23 protein-coding genes are annotated in these 25,669 nt (G+C 59.3%); 4 read left to right on the forward strand and 19 right to left on the reverse strand.

Features of this window, described 5'->3' with window-relative positions; translation table 11 throughout:
* Window positions 1–30: 30 nt before the first annotated feature.
* From nodS to NKH21_RS17190, 4 genes are all read right to left on the reverse strand, one after another.
* Window positions 31–627 carry a nodulation methyltransferase NodS gene (gene nodS / locus NKH21_RS17175; RefSeq protein ID WP_031194123.1) on the reverse strand — a complete coding sequence of 199 codons (597 nt, stop codon included), beginning with the start codon at window positions 625–627 and terminating at the stop codon, window positions 31–33.
* A gap of 80 nt (window positions 628–707) precedes the next feature.
* Complete coding sequence (gene nodC / locus NKH21_RS17180; protein WP_031194121.1) at window positions 708–2,033, reverse strand: chitooligosaccharide synthase NodC; 1,326 nt, start codon at window positions 2,031–2,033, stop codon at window positions 708–710.
* A 14-nt stretch (window positions 2,034–2,047) separates the two neighbouring features.
* Complete coding sequence (gene nodB / locus NKH21_RS17185; protein ID WP_352466666.1) at window positions 2,048–2,707, reverse strand: chitooligosaccharide deacetylase NodB; 660 nt, start codon at window positions 2,705–2,707, stop codon at window positions 2,048–2,050.
* Window positions 2,704–3,297: a NodA family N-acyltransferase gene (locus NKH21_RS17190; protein WP_352472404.1), complete on the reverse strand. Its 594-nt coding sequence runs from the start codon at window positions 3,295–3,297 to the stop codon at window positions 2,704–2,706. The genes nodB and NKH21_RS17190 overlap by 4 nt, the downstream gene beginning before the upstream one ends.
* A 269-nt stretch (window positions 3,298–3,566) precedes the next feature.
* Here NKH21_RS17190 and NKH21_RS17195 point away from each other — a divergent pair, with 269 nt between their 5' ends.
* A complete protein-coding gene (locus NKH21_RS17195; protein WP_352506788.1) occupies window positions 3,567–4,496 on the forward strand; it encodes a LysR family transcriptional regulator in 930 nt (309 codons plus the stop codon).
* Window positions 4,497–5,075: 579 nt separating this feature from the next.
* Here the strand turns inward: NKH21_RS17195 and NKH21_RS17200 are convergent.
* From NKH21_RS17200 to NKH21_RS17210, 3 genes are all read right to left on the reverse strand, one after another.
* The gene (locus NKH21_RS17200; protein WP_023678260.1) at window positions 5,076–6,107 is read right to left on the reverse strand and encodes a LacI family DNA-binding transcriptional regulator; all 1,032 of its coding nucleotides are present in this window, start codon (window positions 6,105–6,107) and stop codon (window positions 5,076–5,078) included.
* A gap of 301 nt (window positions 6,108–6,408) precedes the next feature.
* The gene (locus tag NKH21_RS17205) at window positions 6,409–7,737 is read right to left on the reverse strand and encodes a dicarboxylate/amino acid:cation symporter (protein ID WP_352591359.1); all 1,329 of its coding nucleotides are present in this window, start codon (window positions 7,735–7,737) and stop codon (window positions 6,409–6,411) included.
* Between the two features lie 54 nt (window positions 7,738–7,791).
* Entirely contained in the window at window positions 7,792–8,001 is a 210-nt protein-coding gene (locus tag NKH21_RS17210) for a hypothetical protein (protein ID WP_352866322.1), read from the reverse strand.
* Window positions 8,002–8,735: 734 nt separating this feature from the next.
* On the opposite strand from NKH21_RS17210, the gene nifA (NKH21_RS17215) reads away from it, so the two are divergent.
* The 3 genes from nifA (NKH21_RS17215) to NKH21_RS17225 all read left to right on the forward strand — a co-directional run bounded on the left by nifA (NKH21_RS17215) (window position 8,736) and on the right by NKH21_RS17225 (window position 13,015).
* A complete protein-coding gene (gene nifA / locus NKH21_RS17215) occupies window positions 8,736–10,508 on the forward strand; it encodes a nif-specific transcriptional activator NifA (protein ID WP_352866453.1) in 1,773 nt (590 codons plus the stop codon).
* A gap of 235 nt (window positions 10,509–10,743) precedes the next feature.
* The gene (gene hisC, locus NKH21_RS17220) at window positions 10,744–11,883 is read left to right on the forward strand and encodes a histidinol-phosphate transaminase (protein WP_352866325.1); all 1,140 of its coding nucleotides are present in this window, start codon (window positions 10,744–10,746) and stop codon (window positions 11,881–11,883) included.
* Window positions 11,884–11,974: 91 nt separating this feature from the next.
* On the forward strand, window positions 11,975–13,015 hold the full coding sequence (locus NKH21_RS17225) for an LLM class flavin-dependent oxidoreductase (protein WP_352866328.1): 1,041 nt from the start codon (window positions 11,975–11,977) through the stop codon (window positions 13,013–13,015).
* A gap of 247 nt (window positions 13,016–13,262) precedes the next feature.
* Here NKH21_RS17225 and NKH21_RS17230 read toward each other — a convergent pair whose 3' ends face one another.
* The 12 genes from NKH21_RS17230 to NKH21_RS17285 form a co-directional block, all read right to left on the reverse strand.
* Entirely contained in the window at window positions 13,263–13,466 is a 204-nt protein-coding gene (locus tag NKH21_RS17230) for a hypothetical protein (protein ID WP_352457028.1), read from the reverse strand.
* Between the two features lie 159 nt (window positions 13,467–13,625).
* A complete protein-coding gene (locus NKH21_RS17235; RefSeq protein ID WP_352720351.1) occupies window positions 13,626–15,521 on the reverse strand; it encodes an ABC transporter ATP-binding protein in 1,896 nt (631 codons plus the stop codon).
* On the reverse strand, window positions 15,521–17,389 hold the full coding sequence (locus NKH21_RS17240; protein ID WP_352866332.1) for an ABC transporter ATP-binding protein: 1,869 nt from the start codon (window positions 17,387–17,389) through the stop codon (window positions 15,521–15,523). The genes NKH21_RS17235 and NKH21_RS17240 overlap by 1 nt, the downstream gene beginning before the upstream one ends.
* A 73-nt stretch (window positions 17,390–17,462) precedes the next feature.
* On the reverse strand, window positions 17,463–18,368 hold the full coding sequence (locus NKH21_RS17245) for an SIR2 family NAD-dependent protein deacylase (RefSeq protein ID WP_352866335.1): 906 nt from the start codon (window positions 18,366–18,368) through the stop codon (window positions 17,463–17,465).
* Between the two features lie 36 nt (window positions 18,369–18,404).
* Window positions 18,405–18,617 (reverse strand): putative nitrogen fixation protein NifT, encoded by a 213-nt coding sequence (nifT, locus tag NKH21_RS17250; protein ID WP_352506796.1) that lies wholly within the window; start codon window positions 18,615–18,617, stop codon window positions 18,405–18,407.
* Window positions 18,614–18,934 carry a nitrogen fixation protein NifZ gene (locus NKH21_RS17255; protein ID WP_352450751.1) on the reverse strand — a complete coding sequence of 107 codons (321 nt, stop codon included), beginning with the start codon at window positions 18,932–18,934 and terminating at the stop codon, window positions 18,614–18,616. The genes nifT and NKH21_RS17255 overlap by 4 nt, the downstream gene beginning before the upstream one ends.
* A 99-nt stretch (window positions 18,935–19,033) precedes the next feature.
* Window positions 19,034–19,228, reverse strand: coding sequence for a 4Fe-4S dicluster domain-containing protein (locus NKH21_RS32820; RefSeq protein ID WP_023678248.1), 195 nt, complete (start codon window positions 19,226–19,228; stop codon window positions 19,034–19,036).
* 32 nt (window positions 19,229–19,260) lie between these two features.
* Window positions 19,261–20,739: a nitrogenase cofactor biosynthesis protein NifB gene (gene nifB, locus NKH21_RS17265; RefSeq protein ID WP_352753922.1), complete on the reverse strand. Its 1,479-nt coding sequence runs from the start codon at window positions 20,737–20,739 to the stop codon at window positions 19,261–19,263.
* Between the two features lie 238 nt (window positions 20,740–20,977).
* Entirely contained in the window at window positions 20,978–22,741 is a 1,764-nt protein-coding gene (gene nifA / locus NKH21_RS17270) for a nif-specific transcriptional activator NifA (RefSeq protein ID WP_352866339.1), read from the reverse strand.
* A 181-nt stretch (window positions 22,742–22,922) separates the two neighbouring features.
* The gene (locus tag NKH21_RS17275; RefSeq protein WP_352480510.1) at window positions 22,923–23,222 is read right to left on the reverse strand and encodes a ferredoxin family protein; all 300 of its coding nucleotides are present in this window, start codon (window positions 23,220–23,222) and stop codon (window positions 22,923–22,925) included.
* Window positions 23,223–23,233: 11 nt separating this feature from the next.
* A complete protein-coding gene (locus tag NKH21_RS17280) occupies window positions 23,234–24,541 on the reverse strand; it encodes an FAD-binding protein (protein WP_352866342.1) in 1,308 nt (435 codons plus the stop codon).
* A gap of 9 nt (window positions 24,542–24,550) precedes the next feature.
* The gene (locus NKH21_RS17285) at window positions 24,551–25,660 is read right to left on the reverse strand and encodes an electron transfer flavoprotein subunit alpha/FixB family protein (protein WP_352480509.1); all 1,110 of its coding nucleotides are present in this window, start codon (window positions 25,658–25,660) and stop codon (window positions 24,551–24,553) included.
* Window positions 25,661–25,669: the final 9 nt, after the last annotated feature.

Here is a 25,669-nt window from a genome sequence, read left to right on the forward strand (position 1 = left end):
CTCCACGTTAACGGCGATAGATTCGATTCATCAGGAAGCGGAAAGCGGGTTCCGGAAACGGACGAGCAAGCAGTCTTCGTTGACCGACTCGCCCCGACACTCAAGACGCTCTACCTCGATCAACGTTTCGTTCAGCATGGCGATGACCGGCTCAGCACCAGCGGCGTGACCCCAGCGACGGCAATTAGCATCCCTTGCCGATCCGAAGATCAGATGCCCGCCTGGCGCAAGCACCCGCACCAGGTTTTTGACGGCCGCGCGCATCTCGGCTATGTCTTCGAGGTAGTATAGGACCTCCGCCACAACGATCAGGTCAAACAACTCGTCGGTCGAAAACTGTTGAACATCGGAGACTATCCAGTTGATGCGCGACGGCTCCTTTATCCGTTGACGTGCTCGAGCAATCGCTTGCGCCACCACATCGATGACGGTGAGCCCTTGGCAGTTGGGAGCTAGTTTTTCCGTGAATGCGCCGGCAGCGCACCCGACTTCGAGGGCATTTGTAATGGAGCCTTGGGCAAGCGCCAGCTGGAGCATTTGCGTGTGGCGCTCCCGCTCGAACGGATTGCCGTCGAGGCGCCACGGATCGTCTGCGGCCAATTCCCGATCGAGCAACTGATGATTCATGTTCTGGGTCAAACTCGTCCACCTCTCGTCCACCTAGGTAATTAGCGATCACTCGTCGCCGCAGATGTTGCTCGACAGCGCTAATCCCGAAGAATCCGCGCAAGATTGAGCCTGCGAAGCGGAGCCGCATGCGGTGAGAATTCTGCCCTGCTTGATCCAGTGATCGGAGTTTGGGTGGGGGTCTGTTTTCCCCCAGTGTTCGATGTAGCGACAGCAGAGCTTCGCGACAGCCAATCGCTATTGCTCAATGTACACAGCGCGTAGGCCTTCAAGGGAAGTAAGAGAAAGATGTTGATGAACGTGTGCAGGGAAAAGCCCAGAAATCGAAACTGTCGAGCACGAAATGCTACCACGCTGCATCGGAGCATGGTCATGGACACAATCATCAGTCCTGTCCACCAAGGCACAGTGCCTGTCAGTGCGAAATGTGCGAGGCCCGTTAGTACCGATAGGGCGAGGAGTAGCGGCCCGAGATTCTGTCCGACCACGTCCAACGTGAGATAGCTATTGAGGCCGGGCAGCAAGCGCAGCCCAAGCAGCGTGTCCCGGAATGTGCTTCGTGCCCAACGGAGTTGTTGGCGCAGATACGGTCCGAGTCTGTTCGGAACGACTGTGGCCGCGATGGCGCCCGGAACGTACTCGGTTCGAAAGCCTGCTTTCAGCATGAGGATAGTGAGATGGCGATCCTCCCCGAAGTCGCTTGGCTTGCCCCGAAAAAATTGCGACTCGTACTGGTCCAGTAACAAAAGGAGCGCAGACCGGCGGTACATGGCACATGGGCCGCAACAGCACATAACGGCACCGAAGCGAGCCTGTGCCGCGCGCTCCTCGTTGCAAGCCAGCCAGTACTCCATGTCTATCAGCCTTGTCAGCCAGCTCTCGCTCCGGTTACTGGCAATCAACTGACCCATGACTGCGCCGACCGCTGGATCTCGCATCTTCGGTACAAGCTTGGTGATGACGTCGGACGCGAGTATCGTGTCTGAATCAACGTTAAGCACCAAATCCCCGGATGAGCGGCGTATCGCGGCGATCTGCGCCTTGCGCTTTCCAACATTCTCGGGAAGCAAAATGATGTCGAACCTAGGGTCGCGCGCGTAGGTTTCGTGGACAGTTCCTACGGCTTCGCGATTTCCAGAACCGTCATCAACCACATAGACCCGAAGTCTTCCGGCGTATTCTTGGTCTGCAATGGACGCCAGGCACTCTGAAAGCGTGCGCGGATCCTCGTTGAAGCAGGGGACGATGACATCCACGCTGGGCAGTTGATCGGAGCCGACGAGATCCTCCAACGCCGATGAGTCGTTTGTCGGCAGAGCATAAATCCCCTGCATGCTCTTATAAGCAGTCGAGAGCAGTGCATAAAGCGAAATGGCCACAGTGCTGGTTGTACCAAGAAGAGTCATGGGATCTCGTTTGTTCAGTGATGTTGAGGAAGTGAGCGGATTACAAATCCGCGCTCATGAAGTGCTGGAATCAGACGGGACAGCGCCGTGACCGTCTGGTCGCGCAGACCGGCGTGAGCGCCCTGGCTCAACTCGCCGGGAGGGCATCCGTCGTGCAAGAGTACGATTGCGCCCGGCCGGACAGAGGCGAGCACGGTATCGATAATCGCGTCGACCCCAGGGCGAGACCAATCTCGAGGGTCGACGGACCAATGGAGGGCCGTCAGCCCGGCGATCTGTGACGCTGTGAAGATTTCTTCGCTCCAGGCGCCGTAGGGCGCGCGAATATAGCGCACCGAGGCCTGAGGGCACGCCCTCATGATGGCGCCGTTCGCTTCAAAAATCTCACGTTGCACTTCGCCGAAGCCGCATTTGTACAGATCCGGATGAGTCATCGTGTGGTTGCCTAGCTCGTGCCCTTCTGCAAACATTCGTTGGATTAGATCCGGGTGCTCTAAGGCGTAGGCGCCGATGACGAAGAAAGTCGCCGGCACCCGCTGCTCTGCCAACACATCCAGAATCTCCGGTGTGAAAAGTGGATTGGGACCGTCGTCAAACGTCAGATAAACGCTGCGACGGCCGGTGCCGTCAGAGCACTCACGGCGCACTTCGTACAAGCAATCGGGACGGCTCATAGCTCTGGTCCGTTCCGATCGATCATCGTGCCCGTGGGCCATTCGCTGATCGGCCGTCCAACTGCCAGAACAATGGTGAGTGCGTCATCGATGCGTGTGGGCGGCAGGTCGAGGCGCGCCTCTGGTCGGGTGGAGCGCACGCGAATTCCCGACAAAACGGCCAAAGGGCTGTATCGCCGCCCGAACCTCTCAACATGATTCCGCAGCGCGTCCCGGACGGTTCCGAAAGCGAATGGAACGCCAAGCTCCTGCAGTATTGGAAGCATGACATGGATTGAATGGGCGATTCCGAGACCCTCAAGATCCGGACGTACCCCGTACAGGCCCAGCTCAGCCACCAACAGATCGACCGCGTCAACCTTGATGAAACGACGCAGTATGCCCATGTGAGCCGCTACACCGCTCGAATCATAGGCGATTGCGCGGAGTTCAGGCCTGGCTCCGGCCCAGCTTCGACTACCTTCGAACGGTTCTGCGTTGGACGCCCCAGTCGGCCCGTAGGTATTACGAAAGAACTGGGCGAGCTCGACGTGGTCCGAGAGCTGCAACTCGTTTTCCCAGCACAATTTCCACTGCACCTGAGGGCGCATTCAGGACCTCTCTTCAAAATAGTTTCTTGCGGGCCGCATTACCCGGCCAAAGCGGCGGCGTTGTTGGCTGCACTCAACCGTTGTCGTTAGCGACGGTGAGCCAGCCGGTGGGGGCTCGCCAATGAGCTCTCTCGATGTTCCCGCCCGTGTGGCGGCGCCGTCGATTTGAGCTTGACGTCGGTCATTTACGTTCCTCTAATGCATGGTTCGTAAATTCGTAAAATTGATTGTTTAGATGATGCCCATCCACGCGCTGGATAGATCAGGATATGCGGTTTAAGGGGCTGGATTTGAATCTCCTCGTTGTGCTGGACGCTCTGATCAGGGAGCGTAAAGTCACTGCCGCGGCCAACAGTATTAACCTGAGCCAGCCGGCCATGAGCGCCGCCGTCGCTCGGTTACGCGCCTACTTCAGCAATGAGCTATTTACGATGAACGGCCGCGAGCTCATTTTGACACCGCGCGCGGAGGGGCTTGCCCCAGCAGTCCGGGACGCATTGCTGCACATCCAGCTATCGATTATTTCCTCCGACGCCTTTAACCCAGCCCAATCGGATCGTCTCTTCCGAATCATGCTTTCCGATTACCTCACGCTCGTGCTTTTTAAGAGGATCGTAGAGCGTACTGCGCGGGAAGCTCCCGCCGTCCGCTTCGAATGTCTGCCTATTTGCGACGACCCCGAGGAGCTTCTCCGGCGCGGCGACGTTGATTTTCTGATTATGCCGGAAGTGTTCATGTCGAAACATCCTCGCGCAGCCCTGTTCGAAGATATGCTCGTATGCGTAGGCTGCGGCACGAACAAGCAGCTGTCAGAGCCACTTACATTCGAGCGATACTTGTCGATGGGGCATGTCGTGCTCAAATTCAGGCACACCCGGCAGCCCACCATGGAGGAGTGGTATTTGCTCGAGCACGGTTTCGAGAGACGTATCGAGGTCGTCGTACAGGGCTTTAGCCTGATCGCGCCCGTCATATCAGGCACCAACCGCATCGGGACCATGCCCTTACGGCTGGCGCAGCATTTCGCAAAAACAACACCCCTGCGGATTGTCGGACTTCCGCCGCCACTTCCTCATCCCGCATTCACGGAGGCCGTCCAATGGCCCGCACTTCACAATACTGATCCGGCAAGCCTGTGGATGCGGGAAATGATGTTGCAGGAGGCATCTCGCCTGGCGCCTTTGCTTGAAAGCTATTGAGCGTCTCGGGCTTCCTGGAGGCGGTCGCGATCGCGTAGGAGCGGTTGCCATTCGGGCGTCAGGCCTTTGGCTCGGCAGAGCGGCGCAGTTCCTTGGAGTACGAGGGCCAGGAACGAGCAGAACACATGCCCGGGTTGGTGCTGAGTTGACTGCCGCCTCCGATTTCGCGTGCGAAGTCCCAGAAGATGTCTAGCCCCACTCAAATGCCAACTTTGCCGGCCTTGCCGTGGCTTTTCACGCGCGGCCAGGCGAGGAGATGCCGGTCGACGAGGTCAATCCCAATGGACTGTGCCGGCCTCGCTCGGCTACTGGCGTAAGGCATCCTTGACGACACCGCCCTGCACCGACAACGTCGAGATGTTGGCAATGAAGCCGGTCGCGATTGACGCTGCGGATGTAGGCAATTTACCTCGCGCTTCCGCCTGAACGCGTGGCCGATCCGTTCACCCAATTGGCGCTTCATCCTGGGCCGCGGCTGAGGCCTGTGGGGTGCGGCTACCCCGCGTGGATGGGATCATCAATCAACTTTCTCTCATTTATGAAAGGAAACTTCCCCGCTTACGATAGAAGCCATCAGTTTCATATATTTTCCGGCAGATGAATGTCGAAGGGCAGAAATGTCTGTCCTGGTGTTTCAGCAGTGCCGGTCTCGATAGCCCGCGTCATCAGCGTTATCAGCTCCTGGGAAAGCCGGCGCATTGGCGTGGCGACCGCCATCGTGATGATGTTATCTGCGAGTGCCGCCCGAGATTCCGGCGTGATTTCATTCACGATCGCGACGAGATCGCGACTTTTGCCCTCTTCCCGGACCGCGGAGATGGCGCCCTCCATGCCGCCCCCGGCGACATAGAAGCCGACGAGCTCGGGTTCCCGCTGCATGAGATCAAGCGTTGCCTCGTAGGTGACCTGCCGTTTCTCCAGGTTCACAAGCGGATCGAGCACCTCGAACGTCGGCGCGTTCTCACGGCAATAGGAGCGAAAGCCGACGTCACGGAGCTCGTGCCCCTGGAAACGATGGCTACCGACAAACACCGCCACCTTGCCGGGCCGTTTTGCGACCTTGGACACCATCCAAGCGGCCGTGCGCCCCACCTTGCGGTTGTTGAGGCCGATATAGCCCTGTCGCACGCCGGCGGCGAAGTCGGAAAGCAGCGAGAAAACCGGAATGCCTTTGGCCTTGAGGTCCTCAACCGCTGCTGTAATCTTTGGGTGGTCCGGTGCCACCATCGCGATCGCATGGCAGCGTGCGCCCAAATCCTTGAGCGGTGCGATTAGGTCGCTCGGCATATGTGACGGGGCGAATTGGATGAGCGGAATGCCGTGGAAGGACTGGGCCAAATTGACCGACGCTTCGACCTCGCGCGCAAAGTCTTGGTAGAAATGCTGGGCCGGTTTTCTCAAGATGAAGCCCAGACGGTAGCACGGTAGGTCTCGCCGCAAGCGCTGCTTGATGAGCCCGGCAGCATGATAGCCGATCGCGTGGGCGGCGTCGTGGACCCGCCGCGCGGTCTCCTCGCGCACCGGATGGCGGGCGTTCAGAACCCGATCGACCGTTGCTACGCTGACTCGGGCTTCGCGGGCGAGATCGGCAATTGTGGGGCGCTTGGTCATGGGTCCTATTCTGATTGGTTTTGACGCAGGCTGGCTCTCTGTCACCTAGCGCGATTCGACAATGGTTTCGGGTGGGCAAAGTGAAGACGCCCGCATACTGAATGATCGACAGCGTATTGGACTACTCCAGACGTAGACCGGCCGGGTATAACGGAAGGTTCATTCGCTTAGGGCGGCGACGATTTGCACTCACACATTTAGCGCTTCTGATACATGGTCCGTGAGGCGCCGTTTAGAGCCTGCGAGTCGATCGTTCAGGTCATGTGACCAGCTTGGCGAAACCGGTCGCGGTGCGTCGCCCTTACTCGGCGGAGGATAGCCGGTTTGATGCCTCGGCAAGCTGATGACCGGAGAAGGCGGCTTTCATCTGCGCTCGGTCCAATTCTCCTTCCCAGCGGGCAACGACGAGGGATGCCACTGCGTTGCCGACGCAATTCGTCAGCGCCCGGCATTCGGACATGAAGCGGTCGATGCCGAGTATCAGTGCCATCCCAGCAACGGGAACACTCGGAACTACGGCGAGCGTAGCAGCCAGGGTGATGAAGCCCGCACCTGTTACACCTGCAGCGCCCTTGGAGGAAAGCATCGCAACGAGCAGCAGCAGCACCTGATCGCCGATTGACAGATCCGTGTTCGTCGCCTGCGCGATGAAGAGGGCCGCCAGGGTCATGTAGATATTCGTGCCGTCCAGATTGAACGAATATCCGGCCGGGATGACGAGACCCACAACCGAACGCCTGGCGCCCGCCTTCTCCATCTTCTGCATGAGCGAGGGGAGCGCGGCCTCCGAGGAGGACGTTGCGAGGACAAGCAGCAGCTCTTCCTTGATGTAGCGAATGAGAGAACAGATCGAAAAGCCGTTGTAGCGGCAGACCGCGCCGAGAACCCCGAACACGAAGAGGAAGGCGGTGAAATAGAACGTCGCGACCAGCATCGCGAGGTTGACGACCGAACCGATGCCATATCTGCCGATGGTGAAGGCCATTGCGCCGAAAGCGCCGATCGGCGCGGCTTTCATCAGAATGCCGACGAGCTTGAAGACAGGCGCGATGAGCGCCTGAAGGAAGGAAACGACAGGCTTGCCCGTCTCTCCGGCCATCGCGAGCGCCATGCCGAACAGAACCGAGAAGAACAGCACCTGCAGGATGTCGCCTTCCGCGAAGGCACCGACAATCGTTGGCGGGATGATGTTCATCAGGAAGCCGGTGACCGACTGCTCGTGGGCCTTTGCGGCATAGGTATTCACGGCCTGGACATCGAGCGAGGCCGGATCGATGTTGAGGCCGGCGCCAGGCTGGACGACATTGGCGACGATGAGGCCGACGATCAGCGCCAGCGTCGAGAAGGTGAGGAAATAGACCATTGCCTTGCCGGCGACCCGGCCGACCTTGTGAAGATCGTTCATGCCGGCAATGCCGGTCGCAATTGTCAGGAAGATGACAGGCGCGATGATCATCTTGACCAGCTTGATGAAGGCATCACCCAGCGGCTTCAGGCTCTCGCCGGTCCCCGGATAGAAATAGCCAATTGCGACGCCTAGGGCGATGGCGGCAAGCACCTGCGCGTAAAGCTTGGCATAGAAGGGTTTGCGGGGCGCGGGACTCGCGCCGCGGACTTGTGCAGCTGACACTGTTTCTCTCTCCCTGACCGGATCGAGGTGGCGTGACTTCTCCCGGGCTTCTCCCTATCGCGGCGCTCCGGTCGAACGCTGCACCAACACCGCCGCAATACCCATGCCAAATGGATCCGCATGACCTGAACTGACGTTGGGCTCGCCAATGATGGGATGAATGCGGTGGCACAAGACGGGAATGACAAGGCCGCCGTCCAGCACGCGCTTGATGTTCTCCGGCAGATTGCCGGTCGATCTCTCTGGCTTGCGGTTTTGCTGCACATCGTGCGGGCTCCTCGGTTTGCCGACTTTGGGAAGGGCCGCATCGCTGGCACCAAGGCGCAGAATTGCCGTGTTCTTTGCCGCGCTCCCGCTGCAGCGACAGCTTGAAAGCGACGTCGAGACGTAGGGATTGACGCCGCTGGTGCTGACCGCGACGATGCGGTTCAGAAGTTCCGAGCACCGCCGAGAAAGCCGCGCTCGACCGCCACCTTCGCGCCTTCACACGCGACGCCGCCGCCTTATCTGCGTCATCAATATCGAGGAAATGGCGGTTGCCGCGACCGACCAGTGTCGTCGGCAGTGATTATCGCTCCCGCCCCTGGTTCGCAGGCGCTGGTGACTGGCACGGCCCGGCAACTCGGCGCGGTCAGCCGCTCGGGCACCGCATCGCCGGCGCCGTATTTCTGTCGTTCAACATCGCCGACAAAAATTAGAACTGATGAATTCTATCATAGGCCGCGAGGTTTCCTTTCACGAATGAAAGAAAGCTCGATTGACTATCCCGCCTCGCTCCAGTCTTTTGAAAATCAACGTGTGGTTGCCCCCGTGCAAGCCGAGAACGTGGCCAAGCTTCGTGGAGGGAGAGCCAAGCGATGCGTCAGGGGTCGACCCGCTTTGCACTCGACCACACGGCGGTGGCACGAGTTCACGTCAGAGCATTTTCGCGCTTGCCCGCGACGTCGCGGGCGCACATGCCGCCGGCATGCATTTCATGGCGCGAGATCGAGGATCATATGCACCACAACATTCCCAAATCAGAACAAAATGCCAGCGAGTGCCGCATTTCGCTTCCGGATGCGAAAAGGGCTTACCCAAAGTCCGAGACGAACACCGCGGTCCCTTTTGTGCCATCGCACGAGCACGCGCTTACCGGCATCTTCGAAATATCGAAAGTACTCACCGACCCCGCCCGGCTCGAAGTCACGTTGGCCAAGGTCGTCGATCTCCTGCCCTCGTTTGTGCAGATGCGGCACGGCATCATCGCTCTCTTCGACGCTGAGGGCATACTGGACATCACCGTAGTCACCGGCTGCGACGAGAACAGCGATGAGCGCTCCCGGATGCGTCTGCCGCGCAAGGCAATCGATCGGATTGTGACGACGGACACGCCGCTCGTCGCCGAGAACATAGCGGTGCATTCGGCCTTCACTGCCGCTGACATAGAGGTGCTTGGGGCCTCCGACCCCGTGTCCTTCATCGGCGTTCCCATTCGTGTTGATGGGAACGCCGTAGGCACGCTGACTATCGACCGCGCCTTGGACAGCAGGTCAACGTATCGGCTCGATTATGATGTCCGGCTGCTCACCATGATCGCCAACATGGTGGGACAGACAGTCAAGTTGCACCGCTTCTCCGCGGGCGACCGCGAACGACCGACAGAGGTGGAAGATCGGCTGCAAACGCAATTCTCTGATTTCAAGCACCCTGCACCGCAGCGCAAGAAGGTTCACGTCAAGGGGATGATTGGCGATAGTCCGGCGCTAAGCGCGCTGCTCGAGAAGATCGCAGTGGTAGCTAAGGCAAAGACCACGGTTCTGTTGCGAGGCGAATCCGGTACCGGGAAGGAGCTGGTCGCCAAGGCAATTCACGAGTTGTCGCCGCGCGCCAAGCGGCCCTTCATCAAACTCAATTGTGCAGCGCTGCCAGAGACAGTCCTGGAATCCGAATTGTTCGGTCATGAGAAGGGTGCCTTCACAAGCGCGTTCAATTCCCGCAAGGGTCGCTTTGAGCTCGCCGACAAGGGGACGTTGTTTCTGGATGAGATCGGCGAGATCTCGGCCTCCTTCCAGGCAAAGCTACTGCGCGTGCTGCAGGAGCAGGAGTTTGAGCGCGTCGGCAGCAACCAGACCATCAAGGTCGACGTTCGCGTGATTGCCGCCACGAACAGGAACCTTGAAGAGGCGGTTGCAAGGAATGAGTTCCGCGCCGACCTATATTATCGCATCAACGTGGTTCCCTTGCTGGTGCCGGCGTTACGCCAAAGGCGCAGCGATATTCCGCTCCTCGCAGCTGAGTTTCTCAAGAATTTCAACGATGAGAACGGCCGTACGCTGACCTTCGATCCGCGTGCGATTGAAGTACTGATGAAATGTGAATTTCCCGGCAACATTCGCGAGCTTGAAAATTGCGTGCACCGGACAGCGATCCTGGCGGAGGGACTATCAATCGGAAGAAACGACTTTGCGTGCTCCCACGACCAATGCTTTGCCGAGGCGCTGCGGAAGAGCAGATCGGGCAAGGCCGCGCTGCAACCAGCGCCAATCCTCCCAGAGGCAGTGAATCCGGCCACGCCGCCGGATGCGGCCGCTCGTTCGGCCGCCACCACAGTCCCGCCTGCTGGAGCAACCCACTCATTGGGCGCGAGGACCACCGACGCCGAGCGCGTCATTGCTGCCATGGAAAGATGTGGCTGGGTGCAGGCAAAGGCGGCGCGCCTGCTTGGACTGACCCCGCGCCAGATTGGCTACGTGCTGAGGAAATACGGCATCGAGGTCAAGCGTCTGTGAAAGCATGACTCAGGCGGATTAGCTGAGACCGCTTAGCGGCTTGGCCCGCGCAGGGATGCAGATCCGCGTCCGCGCCAAGTCGATCCGACCGAGGACAGCCTGGCCGAATTCCCGTGGCAGCCGGCGTTGCGACCATCTTGTGAAAGGCGACGCTGCCATCGTCAATCCGTCCGCCATGTTGCTCTCGTTGCGAGCTCATACGGATGCCCCTGTGCGACTGAAACGGAGATAAAATATGTCCGATGCAAAACTGCAAGCTGTGCTTTCGTCTCTTCCGCAAGGGACGCGACAGTTAGATGCTCTGCCGTCCAACGGACCAGCGCCGGACAAAAGTTTTGTCAAGCTGAATACGAATGAGAACCCGTTTCCGTTGCCGCCAATCATAATGCAAAGTGCAGTGGCGGCCCTCAATCGCCAGTATCTGTATCCGGACGACGATAACATCAGCTTGAGGGAAGCAGCGTCCAATACCTATGGCGTATCCACGGATCAGGTCATCGCAGGCAACGGGTCGTCTGAACTGCTCGGACTCATCTACAGAGCTTTCCTCGCCCCTGGCGACAAGGTGGCGATGATATCGCCAGGGTTTTCGTTCAACCGCAAACTTGCCATGTTGCATGGTGCTGAGTTTCTCGAGATCGGATGTCAAACTCATTCGCTGCCAATGGAGCAATTGCTTTCCAGTCCGGCAAAAGACGCCAAGTTCATTCTGGTGGCCAATCCCAACAATCCGACCGGAACATTCCTCTCGATAAGCAATATCGAACGCCTCGTGGCACAATCGGATCGCCTGGTCGTCCTTGATGAGGCCTACGTCGACTTTGCACCCGATCACGGGCTGCGCCTCATCAACCGTTATTCGAACCTTCTGATCTTGAGAACATTTTCGAAGAGCTATGCCGCCGCCGGCATTCGCGTCGGTTTCGGTTTCGGTCACCCTGAGATTATTGGCAGGCTGCGCAACATCCAGAACGTCTTCAACATGAACGTGATCGGGCATGCGGTTGGTATCAGCGTGCTTGCGCATCGCGGCGCCTACGCAGAGAACCACAAGCACATCAGACATGAACGACAGCGAGTGACAGCCGCACTGTCGCAACTTGGATTTTCCGTAACGCCCTCCCACGCAAATTTCTTGCTAGCCCGTGTGCCAGCGGGACAGGACGGCTCATGGTGGCAAGCAGCCTTGGAAAGGCAAAAGATACTCGTTGCCTACTTTCCGGACAATGGTTTGGAACATTGCATCCGCGTCAGCATCGGCACAAAAGAGCAATTGGATGCATTTCTTGCTGCCGCTCGCGATATAGTTGGAAGCTTAAAGATACCAAGCACCACGGGCAGGGGAGCGTCAGGCTCTGCTTGTTCGGTACGCTGACGCTAATCCGAGATCACACACTGCTATCTTTCGGCTTGCTTGGTCATCCCAGCAAGAGAACAGCCTGCTTTAAAATCGGGGACAATATCGAGTGACAAACGTCTTTCCTTCAAACCTAGCCTTCGGCATCTTCGATCATCTGGACGAGGACGGCCGCGATATCGCCCGGCAGTACGAAGACCGCCTGATATTAGCAGAAGCGTGCGATCAGCTAGGGTTCTATGCCTATCATCTCGCAGAGCACCACTGTACCCCCCATGGGAGAGGTCCATCGCCGAATCTGTTCTTGTCGAGCGTCGCCCAGCGCACCCGGCGCCTGCGTCTCGGACCCTTGGTGATGCTGCTTGCGCTTTATCATCCGCTGCGTGCGTTCGAAGAGATCTGTATGCTGGACCAGTTGAGCGGTGGCAGGCTCGAACTAGGCATAGGGCGCGGTGCTCTCCCGATCGAATTGGGTTACTTCGGGATTGGTGCGGACGCGGTGCCGGGCCGCTATGCGGAAGCCAGCGAAATTCTTGTTGAAATACTTGTTAATGCCATGAAGGTTGGCACGCTGTGCTATCAAGGCCGCCATTTTGAGCTCAATGACGTTCCTTTGACGCTAAGACCTCATCAGCGTCCACATCCGCCGACATGGGTCGCCGCCAATCGACCCGAGTCCGCAGCCTGGGCCGCTGCGAATGGAGCAAACATCGCGTGTGTAGGGCCTTCCTCTTCTGTTCGCAAAACTACAGATGCCTTCCGCGCCTATGGAGAGGACAACACTGACACGGGCGATCGAGCGCTATTTATTGGATTGCTCCGCATGGTGGTGATTGGGCGTTCTGAAACAGACGCGTATTCGATCGCGGCACCTGCTTACGATCGATGGCTCAAGAGCTTCCAATTCCTTTACGAGCTTAACGCTATCCCCACTCCACCCAACCTGCCGCTGACCTTCGATGCGGCAGTCGAGAGTGAATTGTGCGTGGTAGGATCAGCAGCGTCTGTGCGAGAAGCTCTGCTCAGTCAGTTGGAAGAGGCAGGTGCTAACTACCTTCTTTGTCAACTGGCATTTGGGAATCTGCCGCTAGATGCTTCCCTATACACCGCGACGACCATTCAATCCGAAATCATGGCTCGACTTGGCTGACCATGAAATTCGCGGTCTGATCCGAAGGTAAATCGTTGTAACAGCGCTCCCTCACATTGCTCGAGCGTGCACGTGGTGGGGATTGGGGAAATCGTGAGGGAGGCCAAACTGACGACGAGCCGGCGGCACAGATTACCAGGTTTGTACGTTGGCCGGCATCTGGGCACGGTGTGAGACTGCACGATCCTAAGGAGATGATGGCCGAGCGCGTCACGATGCCGGCACGCATCTGCTCGTCGCGCTCGCGCTAGTCGTTGCCCATAGCCCGCCGCAAGAGGTTCTTCTCGACCGGGGCGGCGCCGGTGGCGGCTCCCGCATCCAGCTTCATCAGCGGCTCGGCGGTAGCAAAGCCGTCACTCGCTACGGCGCTGTTGAGGGCGCGCTCGCGAGCGGCTTTGCTACGCCGAGCGACACCACCTGGAGCGAGTTCGCCCGATGTCGCGGCGTGCACCGCGGTCGGATAACGACGCTGGAGGAAATCGTTCGCAGCCGGTCTTCACGATCCGCTCGAGTGCTTTGCATGAATGCTGCCTGCTTCCTCGTCTGCGGCGGCCTGAGTGTCCGCCGGCACGCCCGAAGTCAATGTCAGTACCACAAGGCCGCCAAGACGTCAGGTCTGGGAGCCGGCTTGTACGGTCGTATCGTGTTCTGGAATATCGTCAAAGGAGGCGTAGTTGAGATTGTAGAGTTTGGAATACAGGCCCCCCATGGCTATTAGCTGATCGTGGTTGCCAGTCGCAATAACTTGGCCATTCTGAAGCACGATGATGCGGTCGGCACCCCGGATCGTGGCAAGACGGTGGGCGATGACGAGGCCAGTGCGCCCTTCAAGCAGCTTTATCAGAGCCTTCTGAATCTGCATTTCCGTGTAGCTGTCGATGTTGGCGGTAGCTTCGTCGAGCACGAGGATCTTGGCGTCGGCGACGAGGGCGCGGGCGAAACTGATAAGCTGGCGCTGGCCGAGAGATAAGTTGTCGCCGCGTTCGCCAAGTTGGGTCTCATACCCGTCGGCGAGGCTCATTATGAAGTCGTGGGCGCCGACCGCCTTGGCGGCCTCGATCACCTTGTCGCGCGTGGCTTCCGTCTTGTGGTATCGAATGTTCTCGAAGACCGTCCCGGTGAACAGGAACGGCTCCTGCAGCACCATGGCGACCTGGCGGCCGAGCGATTCCTGGGTGAGATCGCGCACATCATGTCCGCCGACCAGCACTTGGCCCTGCTGAACATCATAGAAGCGGTGGACCAGGGCCATCGCGCTCGATTTGCCAGAACCGCTCGGCCCGACCAGTGCGACCGTCTCGCCGGGATTGACCCGGAAGGAGACATTTTTCAGCACCGAACGGTTCGGATTGTAGCCGAAGGTGACGTCCCTGAACTCGACCGAGCCGTCCATTTCGGGCGAAAGCACCTCGGCATTGGGTTTGTCCTGAACATCGATCTTGACGTCGAGCACATCGGTCAGGCGCTTGCCTGAGGCCATGGCGCGCTGCATGACCGAATATTGCAGGGTGAGTGAGCGGATCGGGTCAAAGAAGCGCTGGATGTAAAATAGGTAGGCAACCAATACGCCCACATCTATGCGGCCATTCATGACCATCGAGCCGCCGACCACAATAACGGCGGCCATGGCGAGGCCGGTGAGGCCATCGACGATAGGCACCATGACCAGTGCATATTTGGCAGCGATCAGGTGGGTCCTGAGGTTGGCATGGGCCTTGTCGTCAAAAAGGATGAAATTCACCTGCTGGCGGTCCATTGACTGGACGGTGCGCACGCCGTGAATGGCTTCGGCCAGCGCGCCGTTGACGACGGAATTAGTCTCGTGTGCGGCCATGAAGGCGTCGCGGGCACGCGGCAGCCAGACAATGCGGACGATCACCAGGACCGGCAGAACCGAGAGCGTCAAGAGGCCGAGGCGGAAGTCGAGCCACAGCATTACGAAAACGATGCCGAAGAGAAGCGCAACATCGCCTACGGAATATACCGAGGTTTCGAGGAATTCCTGTATGGAGTTGACGTCGCCTTGCAGGCGCGACATGAGGCGTCCGACCTCGGTCTTGTCCATGAAGGAGAGCGAAACCTTCTGCAGATGGCCAAACATGGCGCGGCGGATGTCGAACAGGACAGTTTCGGCCACTTTCCCAACCACGGTTTCCTGCATGTAGCCGGCAGCGAAATTGACCAAAATCGCCAAAACGAACGCGCCGACGGCCGCGAGCTGGGCTGAGCGATCGGTCCTTGCCGGGTTCATGCCCTGGTCGAGCGCGTAGCGGATGATCAACGGGATGAGAAGCTGCGTCCCGGTGAAGATCAGCATTGCTGCAATCGTGATGACTACCCTGGCCCGATAGGGACGGACGAAAGCCCAGATGCGCCGGAGGATGCTCTTGTCGAAAGCCCGGCCGAACATCTCCTCCTCGATGCGGTGCGAGCCGACAACCGCGCGCGGAGGGCGTCTACCGTCGTCACGTTCGGCTTCGACTTCGCCGGCGCGGCCCTGCGCCATCAGCGGGCGCCCCCACACTGGGTCATATTGTCATCACCGGGGCGCGTCTGGAGATCGTAAAGGGCCCTGTAGCGTCCCCGCTTCGCCAAAAGCTCTTGATGCGTGCCGCGTTCTACGATTTCGCCGTTATCGACAAAAAGGATCTGATCGGCATGCACAAGCGCACTCAGCCGGTGCGCGATGATGATCGTCACCCGATCCTTGGCGAAGCGACGCATCGCCGCGCGGATGCGCTGCTCGGTGCCGGCATCGATCGCGGCCGTTGAGTCGTCGAAAACGACGACGGAGGGGCGCAGCATCATGGTGCGAGCGATCGTGAGACGCTGGCGCTGGCCGCCAGAGAGAGAGACGCCGCGTTCGCCCACGACCGTCTCGTAGCCCGCTGGGAGCCCGAGGATGTAGTTGTGGAGCTGGGCGAATTCGCCAGCGCGTTCGATTCGCTGTCTCTTCGCCCAGGGATCGCCATAAGCGATGTTGTTCTCGATCGTGGTGGTGAATAGGAATGCATCCTGCTGTACGACGGCGACCGCCTTGCGAAGCGTCGCGAGGGTGACATTGCGTATGTCCTGGCCGTCCAGCGTGATGGCGCCACCGGTCACGTCATAAAAGCGGGGGACCAGATGAGCTATCGTTGATTTGCCCGAACCCGGCGGACCGACGATCGCGATCGTCTCGCCTCTACGGGCCTCAAAGCTGACGTTCTTCAGAATGGCGCGGTTTTCGGCGCTGGGGTACGCAAACGAGACATTGTGGAAGCGCAGAGTGCCGTCGCTTATCTCGAGCGGTCTGGCCTCGAGAGCATCCCTGATTGTGATCTCCTGGTCGAGGAGACCGAAAAGCCGCGAACCGCAGCTAGAAGCGCGGGCAAAGGCATTGACCATGAGGCCGATCTGGCGGACTGGCATTTGCAGGATTGTCATGAAGGTCAGGAAGGTCGCCACCGTTCCGACGCTTATCTCGCCAGCGACGAGCTTGCTGCCACCGATCCAGAGCACCAATCCCATTGCGAAAAAGAAGGACAAGGTCATCGCCGACGTGCTGGGCACGTAGATGTCAACTCGGTCGTGGGCGAGGTCGAGCGCGTTCTTGGAAGCGCCGTCGAACTTCAGCATCTCATAGGCTTGAGCCGCAAAAGCGCGGACCACGCGGATGCCTGCGAGATTTTCCTCCATCACGCGGCTTAGTACTGAAAGCCGCTCATGCAGGTCGAGCCAGGTGGCGCGCAGCCTAAGCTGTGTGGCCGATGAGCGCCAGGCGACAAAAGGCACGAAGCTCAGCGCGACCAGGCCGAGCATGGGATCGGTCGAGATCATCATGTAGGCGCCGATCCCGATCAGCATGGTGAGCAGGAGCACGCGAACGAGCGCGGTGGAAAAATACATCCGCACGCCTTGGAGATCGAGCATTCCGATGGTGATCAGATCGCCTGAATGGACCCGGTCGTGAAAGGAAAAGCTGAGACGCTGGATCTTGTCGTAGTAGGCGAGCCGCAGTTCGTACGCGACATGATGCCCGACGGCTTCGGCAAAATAGTTCTGCGCCATCGTGAAAAGGCCGCGTAGCGCGCTGACGGCGAGCAGCAGGAGAGCCGGGGTCCAGAGCGCTTGTCCTGCCGCGGTCCCCGCGACACCGCCCCCCATGGCTGTCTGGGTCTGGTCGACAGCCCGGCCGAGAAGCTGGGGAATGAGCAACTGGAGGATTGCCGCCATGATCGTCGAGCCCATAGCGAAGGCGACCTGCCAGGGATGCCGCAAATTCATACGCGTGATGCGCAACAGCGTACTCAAATCCCGGCCCCAGCGCGCCGCTTCCACATGGGTCAACGAATTCAGAGCGTTCGTTGCGCTGCCGATAGCATCACTGCTCACGGGTGTATTCCCGACTGCATTTTGCGCCTTCGAGGCAAGCCGAAGGACCAATCATCAAAGGGGCGCGCCATTGTTAATCCTGTCCACCACCTGCAGCAGTGCGCGTTCCTATAAGCCGAGCCGCGGCTTCACTTACTGGCATGTCGATCACCGTGATTCCGCTTGCCGCAAGGAAACGCGCTTCGTTTCTGGTCAGCGTTTCCGCGTCCATTACCGCGCAATGTGGACCTCGGGAGCGCTTCATGATCTGCCTGGCGTAGGTGCGCAGCATCTGATCGTTGAAGCGGCAGCCAACGAAGAAAAATCCACGGGTGATGCGCCGTTCCTTCACCACGTCTGGGATCGGTGTCTGGATATCGATTTCGGTCAGGACTTCGACATAGTCCGAATCTGCGACGAGAAAGTTTTGCGCCGGCCTAATACTCCCGTGAGGTGTATAGAGAACCGTCTTTGCCCCCGATCGGGGGTCGAGTTCCCTCCCGGACAAATCGTAGGTTTTCGTCCAAATGTTATCGATTTCGTTCGCGCGCGTGACGCCTTGTATCTCAACGACGTCCGTTCGGCCGGTCTCTACGAGAGCCGTGCGCATCGCGCCGTCGTACCAGCTGTCGACGATGAGGGAGAGCGGCAGCCTTGCGAGCCAGGCGTAAAGGAGGGTAGGCGCCACCGGCGCTGCGAATATGTCGGTCATCCAAGCTTGAAGCGTCCGGCGATGCCGGCGCTGTTCGATGAACTGCGCAACCGACCACATATTGGTGCGGATCCTGGAAGGGGCTGGCGCCCGTGCATTGAGTGCCGCGGCAACGACCTCGGGCGTATGCGGCACAGGCGGTTCCGCACAGTTGAACCCAAGAAGACCCGGACCGAGATAGGGGATCACCTCATCGGCGGCGAGCGCTTCCTTCGCCAGGTCATGCAGCTTTTCGGCAAAACTGTCCCGCACGATGACGAGGTGGCCCGATGTCAGGATCGTGTTCATGCTCGTTCCTCGCGACGCACCTATCAAGGGGCAGCATCAGTCCTCTTCGGAAATCTTCCTTGCCTCGACGGTGATCGGCAGACGCGTATCCCGTGGAAGATCGGGTAGGAGGAGCCGCCACCCGTTCCTGAGCGTCACAGTTCCGCCCCACAACTCTTCCTTCTCGAGCTTGATGATCGGCTCTTCGAGGTCCTTCTTCGGGACATACGCCGACAAGCCAGCATCGGTCCTGCGGATCATGACTTTCATCTGGCCGTCCCTTCATTGGTATTGCTATCAGCACTGCAGGGCACCTCGGCTTTGTCGAGGCTCATCAGTTCACGCGCTCGCATGCCGACGACTGTGCCACGGTCGATCCATTCGACCGCATAGATGAAGAACTGCTGGAGAAAGGTGCCAATGTCGCGCACATATCCCTCGTCGCCCTTCCGCACGAGATTTTCGCCGATCTCCCTGCCAGGATAGGTGCCGTCATTTTTTATGTGGCGAGTGGCACGTACCCGCTCTCCCGGCATGAATCGTGGAGGCCTGCGGATTTCGACCTCCTCTTCGCGTCCGAGCGACATGTCCGTTCCCTGATTTCTCTTGAGGCTGCAGATTGTGAACAAAGGCGTTCCAGGCGTCCTGCGAAGGCATCCCCGACCATGTCGGCGGCCCAATGTCCGTCACGCAGGAACGCAGGTCTTCGGCACCGGGCATACCGAGGCACATTGCTGCGCATCGAAGACCCCCTCGCATTCGGTGCACTTTTGCGGCTCGATCACATAGCTCTCGCCTTTGAACTTGATCGCGCCGGAGGGACACTCGAATTCGCAGGCGCCGCATTGGGTGCATTGGGATGCGATGATCTTGAAAGCCATTTTAACTCCTGGTCCGAATGGATGAGACGCGCTCAGGCCGTCGCCGCGAGTGCGGGGGTCCCAGACGCGGCCGCGTAAATCGCGCTGATTGCGGTCTCGATATAGTCGTGGGCATATGCGTCGGTGGCTTGGATTCCAGCGTCGGCGAGCTGATCCTGCGGGCAGTTTCCGATCTTGGCGCACAGCACGATATCTATGCCTTCAAGCGCTGCGATGACGCCATCGAGGGTGGCCTCTGCGCCCCAGCCGCCGAGGCAATACTGCTCCACCTTCCGATGCCCGACAAAACTGATCCCTCTCGGCGAGGCTTGATAAACCTGGAATTCCTTCGCATGGCCGAAATGTTCATTGACGCGGCCACCGCCCTTGGTCGCCACCGCGAAGAGAAGGGACTTGCCTGGGCTCGCTGCCTTGACCATTCCGATCGCTTCTCTCCTAGCCGCCACGTGATCACGGCGCTCCTCCGCGACCAGCTCCCGATAGGCCTTGCGATTGCTGGCATCGTAGGTGACCTCGCCGGGAATTCGGTCGACTGTGAATTCCTGGCCACGATCCTCACCGAGCAGGCCGACGGCATCTGCCCGGCACTGCCGGCAGTGGCGCATCAACTGGGCGCCGCCTTCGACACGATCCTGAAGAGCCTTCATCTCCATTGCGTTTGGGCCGCGTTGCCCGCTCAGTCCGTAGTGCGTGCCGTGCGCCGGGTCCGAAATCAGCGGCATGAGGTTGTGCAGGAACGCGCCTCGCTCCTTGACCCATCTATTCACCTCGATCAGATGTTCATCGTTCACGCCGGGGATCATCACCGAATTGATTTTGGTGAGGATGCCGCGCGCGGTCAGCATCTCCAGACCCAACATCTGCCGCTCGTGCAGGATCCGGGCGGCTTCGATGCCGACGTAGCGGCGATGGTCGTAAAAGATCCAAGGATAGATCTTTGCACCGACCTCAGGGTCGACCATGTTGATGGTGATCGTCACGTGATCGACATTCATGTTGGCAAGCTCATCGACATGGTCCGGCAGCGCGAGCCCATTCGTGGAGATGCAAAACTTGATGTCTGGGATTTCCCTGGCGACTCGTTCGAACGTTGCCTTCGTCTTCTTCCAGTCGTAACAGGCATCGCCAGGTCCGGCGATGCCGAGCACGGAAAGCTGCGGCACCTCGTTGGCGACCGCGATCACCTTGCGTAGCGCCTGGTCGGGCGTCAGCTTTTCGGAGACCACCCCAGGCCGGCTTTCGTTGGCGCAGTTATATTTGCGATTGCAGTAGTTGCACTGGATATTGCAGCCGGGCGCGACCGCGACGTGCATGCGCGCGAAATAGTGATGCGCCTCTTCTGAAAAGCAGGGGTGATCCTTGATCTTGTCCCAGACAGCCGGATCCGTGTCGTCCGGCTTTATCGACGAGCCGCAGGACGAAGACGCGCAGCCACCGGCTTTCACGGTGGCAAGCAACTGGTCATCGAATGTCGTGCTGAGGCTCTCAAGCGAAATTGCCGGTGCGGACATCGAACGGCTCCGTTGCTGGGTGAATGTCGCAGTTCAAACCGCAAGAGCTATGCCAGCTCAAAGAGCGGTTTTGGTTCACGAATTGGCTTTCGTGTCGGATTCCGACGGATTGCTCCGACACACCTTTGTCGGGCTTCCGACAGTGGACAAGCAAATCGGGTCGCGAAGGCTACCAGCCTTGGGCGCGCAGAGTGTGAGGGAGACTACTCCGGGCTTACGTTTGACGTCATCACAACGTCTAGAATTTCTTCACCTCGATACCATGCCGGCGCAGGGCGTAGCCGATTTGCCGCGGCGTGAGGCCGAGGATACGAGCCGCCCTGGCCTGAACCCAACCGGCTTTGTCCATCGCGTCGATCAGCCGGTCGCGTTCCGTCAGACGCGGGGGACAAGCGGGATCGTTTGGATCGCCGGCCGCAAGGGGAGATACGTTGCCTGCGGAGGCACCGATGCGACTGGCCGGCAGCCGCAATCCGACCGGCACTGCGTTGACCCGTGCGAGATCGTCGATGGTATTGCCGCCATTCGAGCGGTCGGCTCGCTTCCAGAGGAGCCAGGAAAGGCACTGGCTCTTCTTACAGGCGAAATCGGATGGCGTGATCGTCCTTGAACGCGCAAGTGTGGCCGTCCTTTGGACGCAGTTCTCCAGCTCGCGGACGTTACCAGGGAAGTAGCATTGCGAGATCAGGTCAAGCGCCGACGGCGCGAAGGCGAGTGCGCGATCGTTCTCCTTGTTGAATCGATTGAGGAAGGCGTTCGCAAGGCGTGGAATATCGCCGGGTCGCTCTCTGAGCGGAGGCAGGATAATTGGCACCACATTGATGCGGTAATAAAGGTCGGCCCTGAACTCCCCTTTTATGACGGCCGTCTCGAGGTCCTTGTTGGTGGCGCATATGAGGCGCACGTCGACCTGTAGCGTTTTGGTGCCGCCGACTCGCTCCAACTCGCCTTCCTGCAAGACACGCAACAGCTTGGCTTGAAAGGCCGGCGAAATCTCGCCGATTTCATCAAGTAGCAGCGTTCCCTCATTTGCCAATTCAAAACGACCGGCGCGCTGGGAGATAGCACCCGTGAAAGCGCCCTTTTCATGCCCAAACAGTTCTGACTCCAGAACGCTTTCAGACAGTGCGGCGCAGTTCAATTTGACGAAAGACTTCTTCCTCCGACGTGAGAGCTTATGGATGGCTTGGGCAAAGAATTCCTTGCCGGTGCCGCTTTCACCCCGCAGAAGCACGGTGGAATTGGTCCCTGCTACGACCGAGACGGTTTCGAGTACCTGCTTGAGTGCGGGGCTTTCCCCGATGATCCCGTCGATTTTGGCATCCGCATGCCGGGCAGGGTCGTAGGTCCTCCCCTCGTTGGGCGATTTCTCCGGACTCCATTGCTCATGGACAGACCGCTGACGATCTGTACTCAGGATGCGATGGAGACGGATGGTCCGGCCGACAAGGTTGGCGACCATCGTCAGGAAGTATGTGTCCTCGTCGTCGCGAAAGTCGGTGGCGCCGTCTCCGGCGCGGTCGATCGACAATGTCCCAAGGATTTTATGATCAGCCTTTAGCGGGATACCAATAAAGGCAATTGGGATGGTGCCGCTGCTCGAAGACGTTTGAAGGTCAGCCTGAAATAGTTGGGACTTGCGGACGTCCGGTATGAAGAGCGGCGTCCCCGTAGCGACGATTTGATCTGTTATGGCCTGTGGTATGACGCGGCGAGTGCCTGATTGAGGTGCGTGGGTATTGCCGGCAGTTGCGGCAATCTCCGGCTCTCCTTCAGCGTCCAGGACGACGATTGCTCCGTGACGCATCTGCAGAAACGAAGGCAGGATGTTCACGACATTGGCGAGCGTAATCTCCAGCTCGCTGGGGGCGGTCAGCACCTTCGATATCTCGTAGAGTCCCCTGAGCGCGATATCTGCTTGGGGCATGCTTTTGATGGGCGGTTCAGGGCGGGTATCCCGAGGTGCTACCTCGTCGACCCGATCTTGCGGTACGTGAGCCATGGAAACACCTCAGCGGTTGTCGTCCAGAGTGCTCCTCCTTTTGTGTCTGAGTCTGAATTGTGAAAGCACAGTATTCACGAGCTTCTCTTCGTGGCGCGGCAATTCAAGCAAAGATAGACTTGGCGTTGGTCGCGACCTCAGGTGTACCAAGATTGACCCTCTTGATACGGTGCGTGCGTCCTCATCCGAATTTGAAGAGGACTCCGAAGCCGCCGCGTGGATAGTTCCACTCGATCTCGCCACTGGTCTCGCACAAAATCCGGCAGGTGCCGCACTCCATGCAGCCGTCGGCAGTGATCTCCACTTGACCTTTGTCGTTCAACTCATAACATTTCGCCGGGCAGACGTGGGTCAGCGCGAGCAAGTTCGCGCTTGGCCTCTCGTGCGGTAGCACTTTGATATGCGGACGGCCGGAATCCACCAAGTAGCGGTTCTGGTAAAGCTTGTCCTCGACACGTGACTTCGTCACTGCGATCGTCATTTCGTCTCCCCTCAGCGCCACGCCAATGCAAGGCGGACCGCGTCGCTGACCAGCCCCCAGCGCGAGCGCGCCTTGATGAAGGCCGCCGTGGTCGCCTTTTCCTTCTCGATCTTCGGCGTGCCGTCGACACGCATGAAGTTCTGCGCGGCTTGCGACATCAACCGCGGATAAGTCGTGAAGTAATTGCAGGAATTGGTGTGGAGCAAGGCCGGCATGTCTTTGTATTTCTTTAGGTCCTTGACCACGAAGGACTTGTCCAGCATGGCTTTGTAAAGGGCGAGATTCCGTTTGGTCATAGGACCGTTGCGGCTCTTGACCTCGATGATTGCCTCAGCCGCGATGCGGCCGGAGGTCATGGCGAGGTTCGAACCCTCGCGGTGAATGGCGTTGTTCAGTTGCGCGGCATCGCCGACCACGACCCAACCGTCGCCAAAGAGCTGCGGAATAGCCTTGTAGCCGCCTTCGGGAATGAGATGCGCGGAATATTCTTTCACTTCCGAGCCGGCGATCAGCGGCCGGATCGAAGGATGGGTTTTTAAGGCGTCGAGGAGGACGTAAGGGCTCTCGGCCATCGCGGCGAAATCGGAGACGAGGCAGCCAATGCCCAGTGAGATCGACTCCTTGTTGGTGTAGAGGAAGCCGAGCCCGGCCATGCTGCGGGAGGTCGTGCCCACCGCCTCGATCACGCAGCCTTCATCGCCTTTGAGGCCGAACCGCTGCTCAATGACCTCTTCGGGCAGGAAATGCATTTCCTTGACGGCGAGCGCCACGGTTTGCGGCTTCGGCATCTCACGCAGGCCGGCCCGCGTGCCAAGCAGTCCGCAGACACCTTCTGCGAGGACGACCACGTCCGCGTAGATGGCTCCGCCGGCCCGGTCTGTGCGGACGCCGATCACCCTGTCCTTGGCGTCACGGATGAGTTCCGTCACGGTCGTCTCGCACAGAACCGTCGCGCCGGCCTCGCGCACCTTACGCGAAAACCATTTATCGAACTGGGCGCGGATGATCGTGTAGCGGTTGGGCTTCGCCTCATTGAAGTCGTCCGACCGATAGTGAATCCCGGTGTGGGACGTGTCGTCCATCACCCAAAGCCGCTGTTCAACCAAATGCCGCTCAAGAGGCGCATCGTCCCGGAAATCCGGGATGATCTTCTCCAGCATGTTCGCGTACATGATGGCACCCTGGACATTCTTGGAGCCCGGATATTCACCCCGCTCCAACTGCAGCACCTTCAGGCCGTGGCTGGCCATGGTGTAAGCAGCTGCGTTTCCGGACATGCCGGCCCCAATAACAATGGCGTCGAATTGTTCCTCAATCATGTCCATCCCTTAGCTCGCAAGCTTATCGCGACTGTGGGGCGACAGCCGCCGGGTGAAGGCTTCCGTCAGTGCGGGCAGGAAGCGGATCGCGTCGGTGACGATCCCGAGGTGAGCGAAATCGAAAATCGGCGCGTTCGGGTCGGTGTTGATGGCCACGATGAGATCCGCCCCCTCGACGCCAACCCGATGCTGGACGGCGCCGGAAATCCCGGCCGCTATGTAAAGCTTCGGCCGGATGGTCTTGCCAGTTTGGCCGATCTGCCGATCAGCTGGCATCCAGCTCTTCTGGACCAACGGGCGCGAACAGCCATGCTCGGCGCCGATTGCCCGCGCGAGATTCTTCACAAGCTGCAGGTTCTCCGCCGCGCCTAGACCGAGGCCTCCCGCAACCACGACGTCGGCATAGGCAAGATTTGCCTTTGCCGACTGACTATCCGGCAGGAAGCCGAGGATTTTGGTAACGATCTCGTCCTCGGCTACCGAGAGCTTGTGCCGGATGACACGCCCGACCGGTTTATCCGCCCGCTGCGGCATGGGCATGACCCTCGGTCGCACTGTCGCCATCTGGGGGCGGAAATTGAGCGTATAGATCGTGCACAACAAGGAACCGCCGAAAGTCGGACGGGTGGCGGCGAGCGAACCGTCGGTATCCACATCGAGTTCGGTGCAGTCGGCCGTGAGCCCTGTCTGCAAGGTCGTCGCCACGGAGCCGGCAAGATCCCTGCCGAGTGTGGTGGCACCGAGAAGAAGGATCTCGGGTTTGTGGGTATCGACCAGATCCGTCATCGCCTTGGTGAAAGGCTCGTTCCTGTAGTCGGCGAGCAGCGGCTCCTCGACGATGTAGACCAGGTCGGCACCATAAGCGAAGGCTTCGGCAACGGCGTTCCCGATGGCCTCTCCCGGCGGTCCAAGCACGACGCCCGCAAGCTGGACCTGAAGCTTGTCTGCTAACTTGCGGCCTTTGCCGAGCAGTTCGAATGATACGGGATGGACCTGACCGCGTTCGAGCTCGATGAAAACCCAAACGTGCCGGTAGTCCTTGAAATGCGCGGGCAGCTCCTTCTTTATGCCGGCACGGCCGGCGGCAGGGCGAGGGGTTTCTCGGTTCGCGTTCGACATCGTTTGATC

Origin of the sequence: Mesorhizobium sp. M1329 (genome assembly GCF_040318035.1) — a bacterium.
Lineage (GTDB): Bacteria > Pseudomonadota > Alphaproteobacteria > Rhizobiales > Rhizobiaceae > Mesorhizobium.

What these genes read in the sequence shown, in the direction of transcription:
- nodS (WP_031194123.1), bottom strand. Translation starts at nt 627, where the DNA reads ATGAATCATCAGTTGCTCGATCGGGAATTGGCCGCAGACGATCCGTGG.
- nodC (WP_031194121.1), bottom strand. Translation starts at nt 2,033, where the DNA reads ATGACTCTTCTTGGTACAACCAGCACTGTGGCCATTTCGCTTTATGCA.
- nodB (WP_352466666.1), bottom strand. Translation starts at nt 2,707, where the DNA reads ATGAGCCGTCCCGATTGCTTGTACGAAGTGCGCCGTGAGTGCTCTGAC.
- NKH21_RS17190 (WP_352472404.1), bottom strand. Translation starts at nt 3,297, where the DNA reads ATGCGCCCTCAGGTGCAGTGGAAATTGTGCTGGGAAAACGAGTTGCAG.
- NKH21_RS17195 (WP_352506788.1), top strand. Translation starts at nt 3,567, where the DNA reads ATGCGGTTTAAGGGGCTGGATTTGAATCTCCTCGTTGTGCTGGACGCT.
- NKH21_RS17200 (WP_023678260.1), bottom strand. Translation starts at nt 6,107, where the DNA reads ATGACCAAGCGCCCCACAATTGCCGATCTCGCCCGCGAAGCCCGAGTC.
- nifA (WP_352866453.1), top strand. Translation starts at nt 8,736, where the DNA reads ATGCACCACAACATTCCCAAATCAGAACAAAATGCCAGCGAGTGCCGC.
- hisC (WP_352866325.1), top strand. Translation starts at nt 10,744, where the DNA reads ATGTCCGATGCAAAACTGCAAGCTGTGCTTTCGTCTCTTCCGCAAGGG.
- NKH21_RS17235 (WP_352720351.1), bottom strand. Translation starts at nt 15,521, where the DNA reads ATGGCGCAGGGCCGCGCCGGCGAAGTCGAAGCCGAACGTGACGACGGT.
- NKH21_RS17245 (WP_352866335.1), bottom strand. Translation starts at nt 18,368, where the DNA reads ATGAACACGATCCTGACATCGGGCCACCTCGTCATCGTGCGGGACAGT.
- nifT (WP_352506796.1), bottom strand. Translation starts at nt 18,617, where the DNA reads ATGAAAGTCATGATCCGCAGGACCGATGCTGGCTTGTCGGCGTATGTC.
- NKH21_RS17255 (WP_352450751.1), bottom strand. Translation starts at nt 18,934, where the DNA reads ATGTCGCTCGGACGCGAAGAGGAGGTCGAAATCCGCAGGCCTCCACGA.
- NKH21_RS32820 (WP_023678248.1), bottom strand. Translation starts at nt 19,228, where the DNA reads ATGGCTTTCAAGATCATCGCATCCCAATGCACCCAATGCGGCGCCTGC.
- nifB (WP_352753922.1), bottom strand. Translation starts at nt 20,739, where the DNA reads ATGTCCGCACCGGCAATTTCGCTTGAGAGCCTCAGCACGACATTCGAT.
- nifA (WP_352866339.1), bottom strand. Translation starts at nt 22,741, where the DNA reads ATGGCTCACGTACCGCAAGATCGGGTCGACGAGGTAGCACCTCGGGAT.
- NKH21_RS17275 (WP_352480510.1), bottom strand. Translation starts at nt 23,222, where the DNA reads ATGACGATCGCAGTGACGAAGTCACGTGTCGAGGACAAGCTTTACCAG.
- NKH21_RS17280 (WP_352866342.1), bottom strand. Translation starts at nt 24,541, where the DNA reads ATGATTGAGGAACAATTCGACGCCATTGTTATTGGGGCCGGCATGTCC.
- NKH21_RS17285 (WP_352480509.1), bottom strand. Translation starts at nt 25,660, where the DNA reads ATGTCGAACGCGAACCGAGAAACCCCTCGCCCTGCCGCCGGCCGTGCC.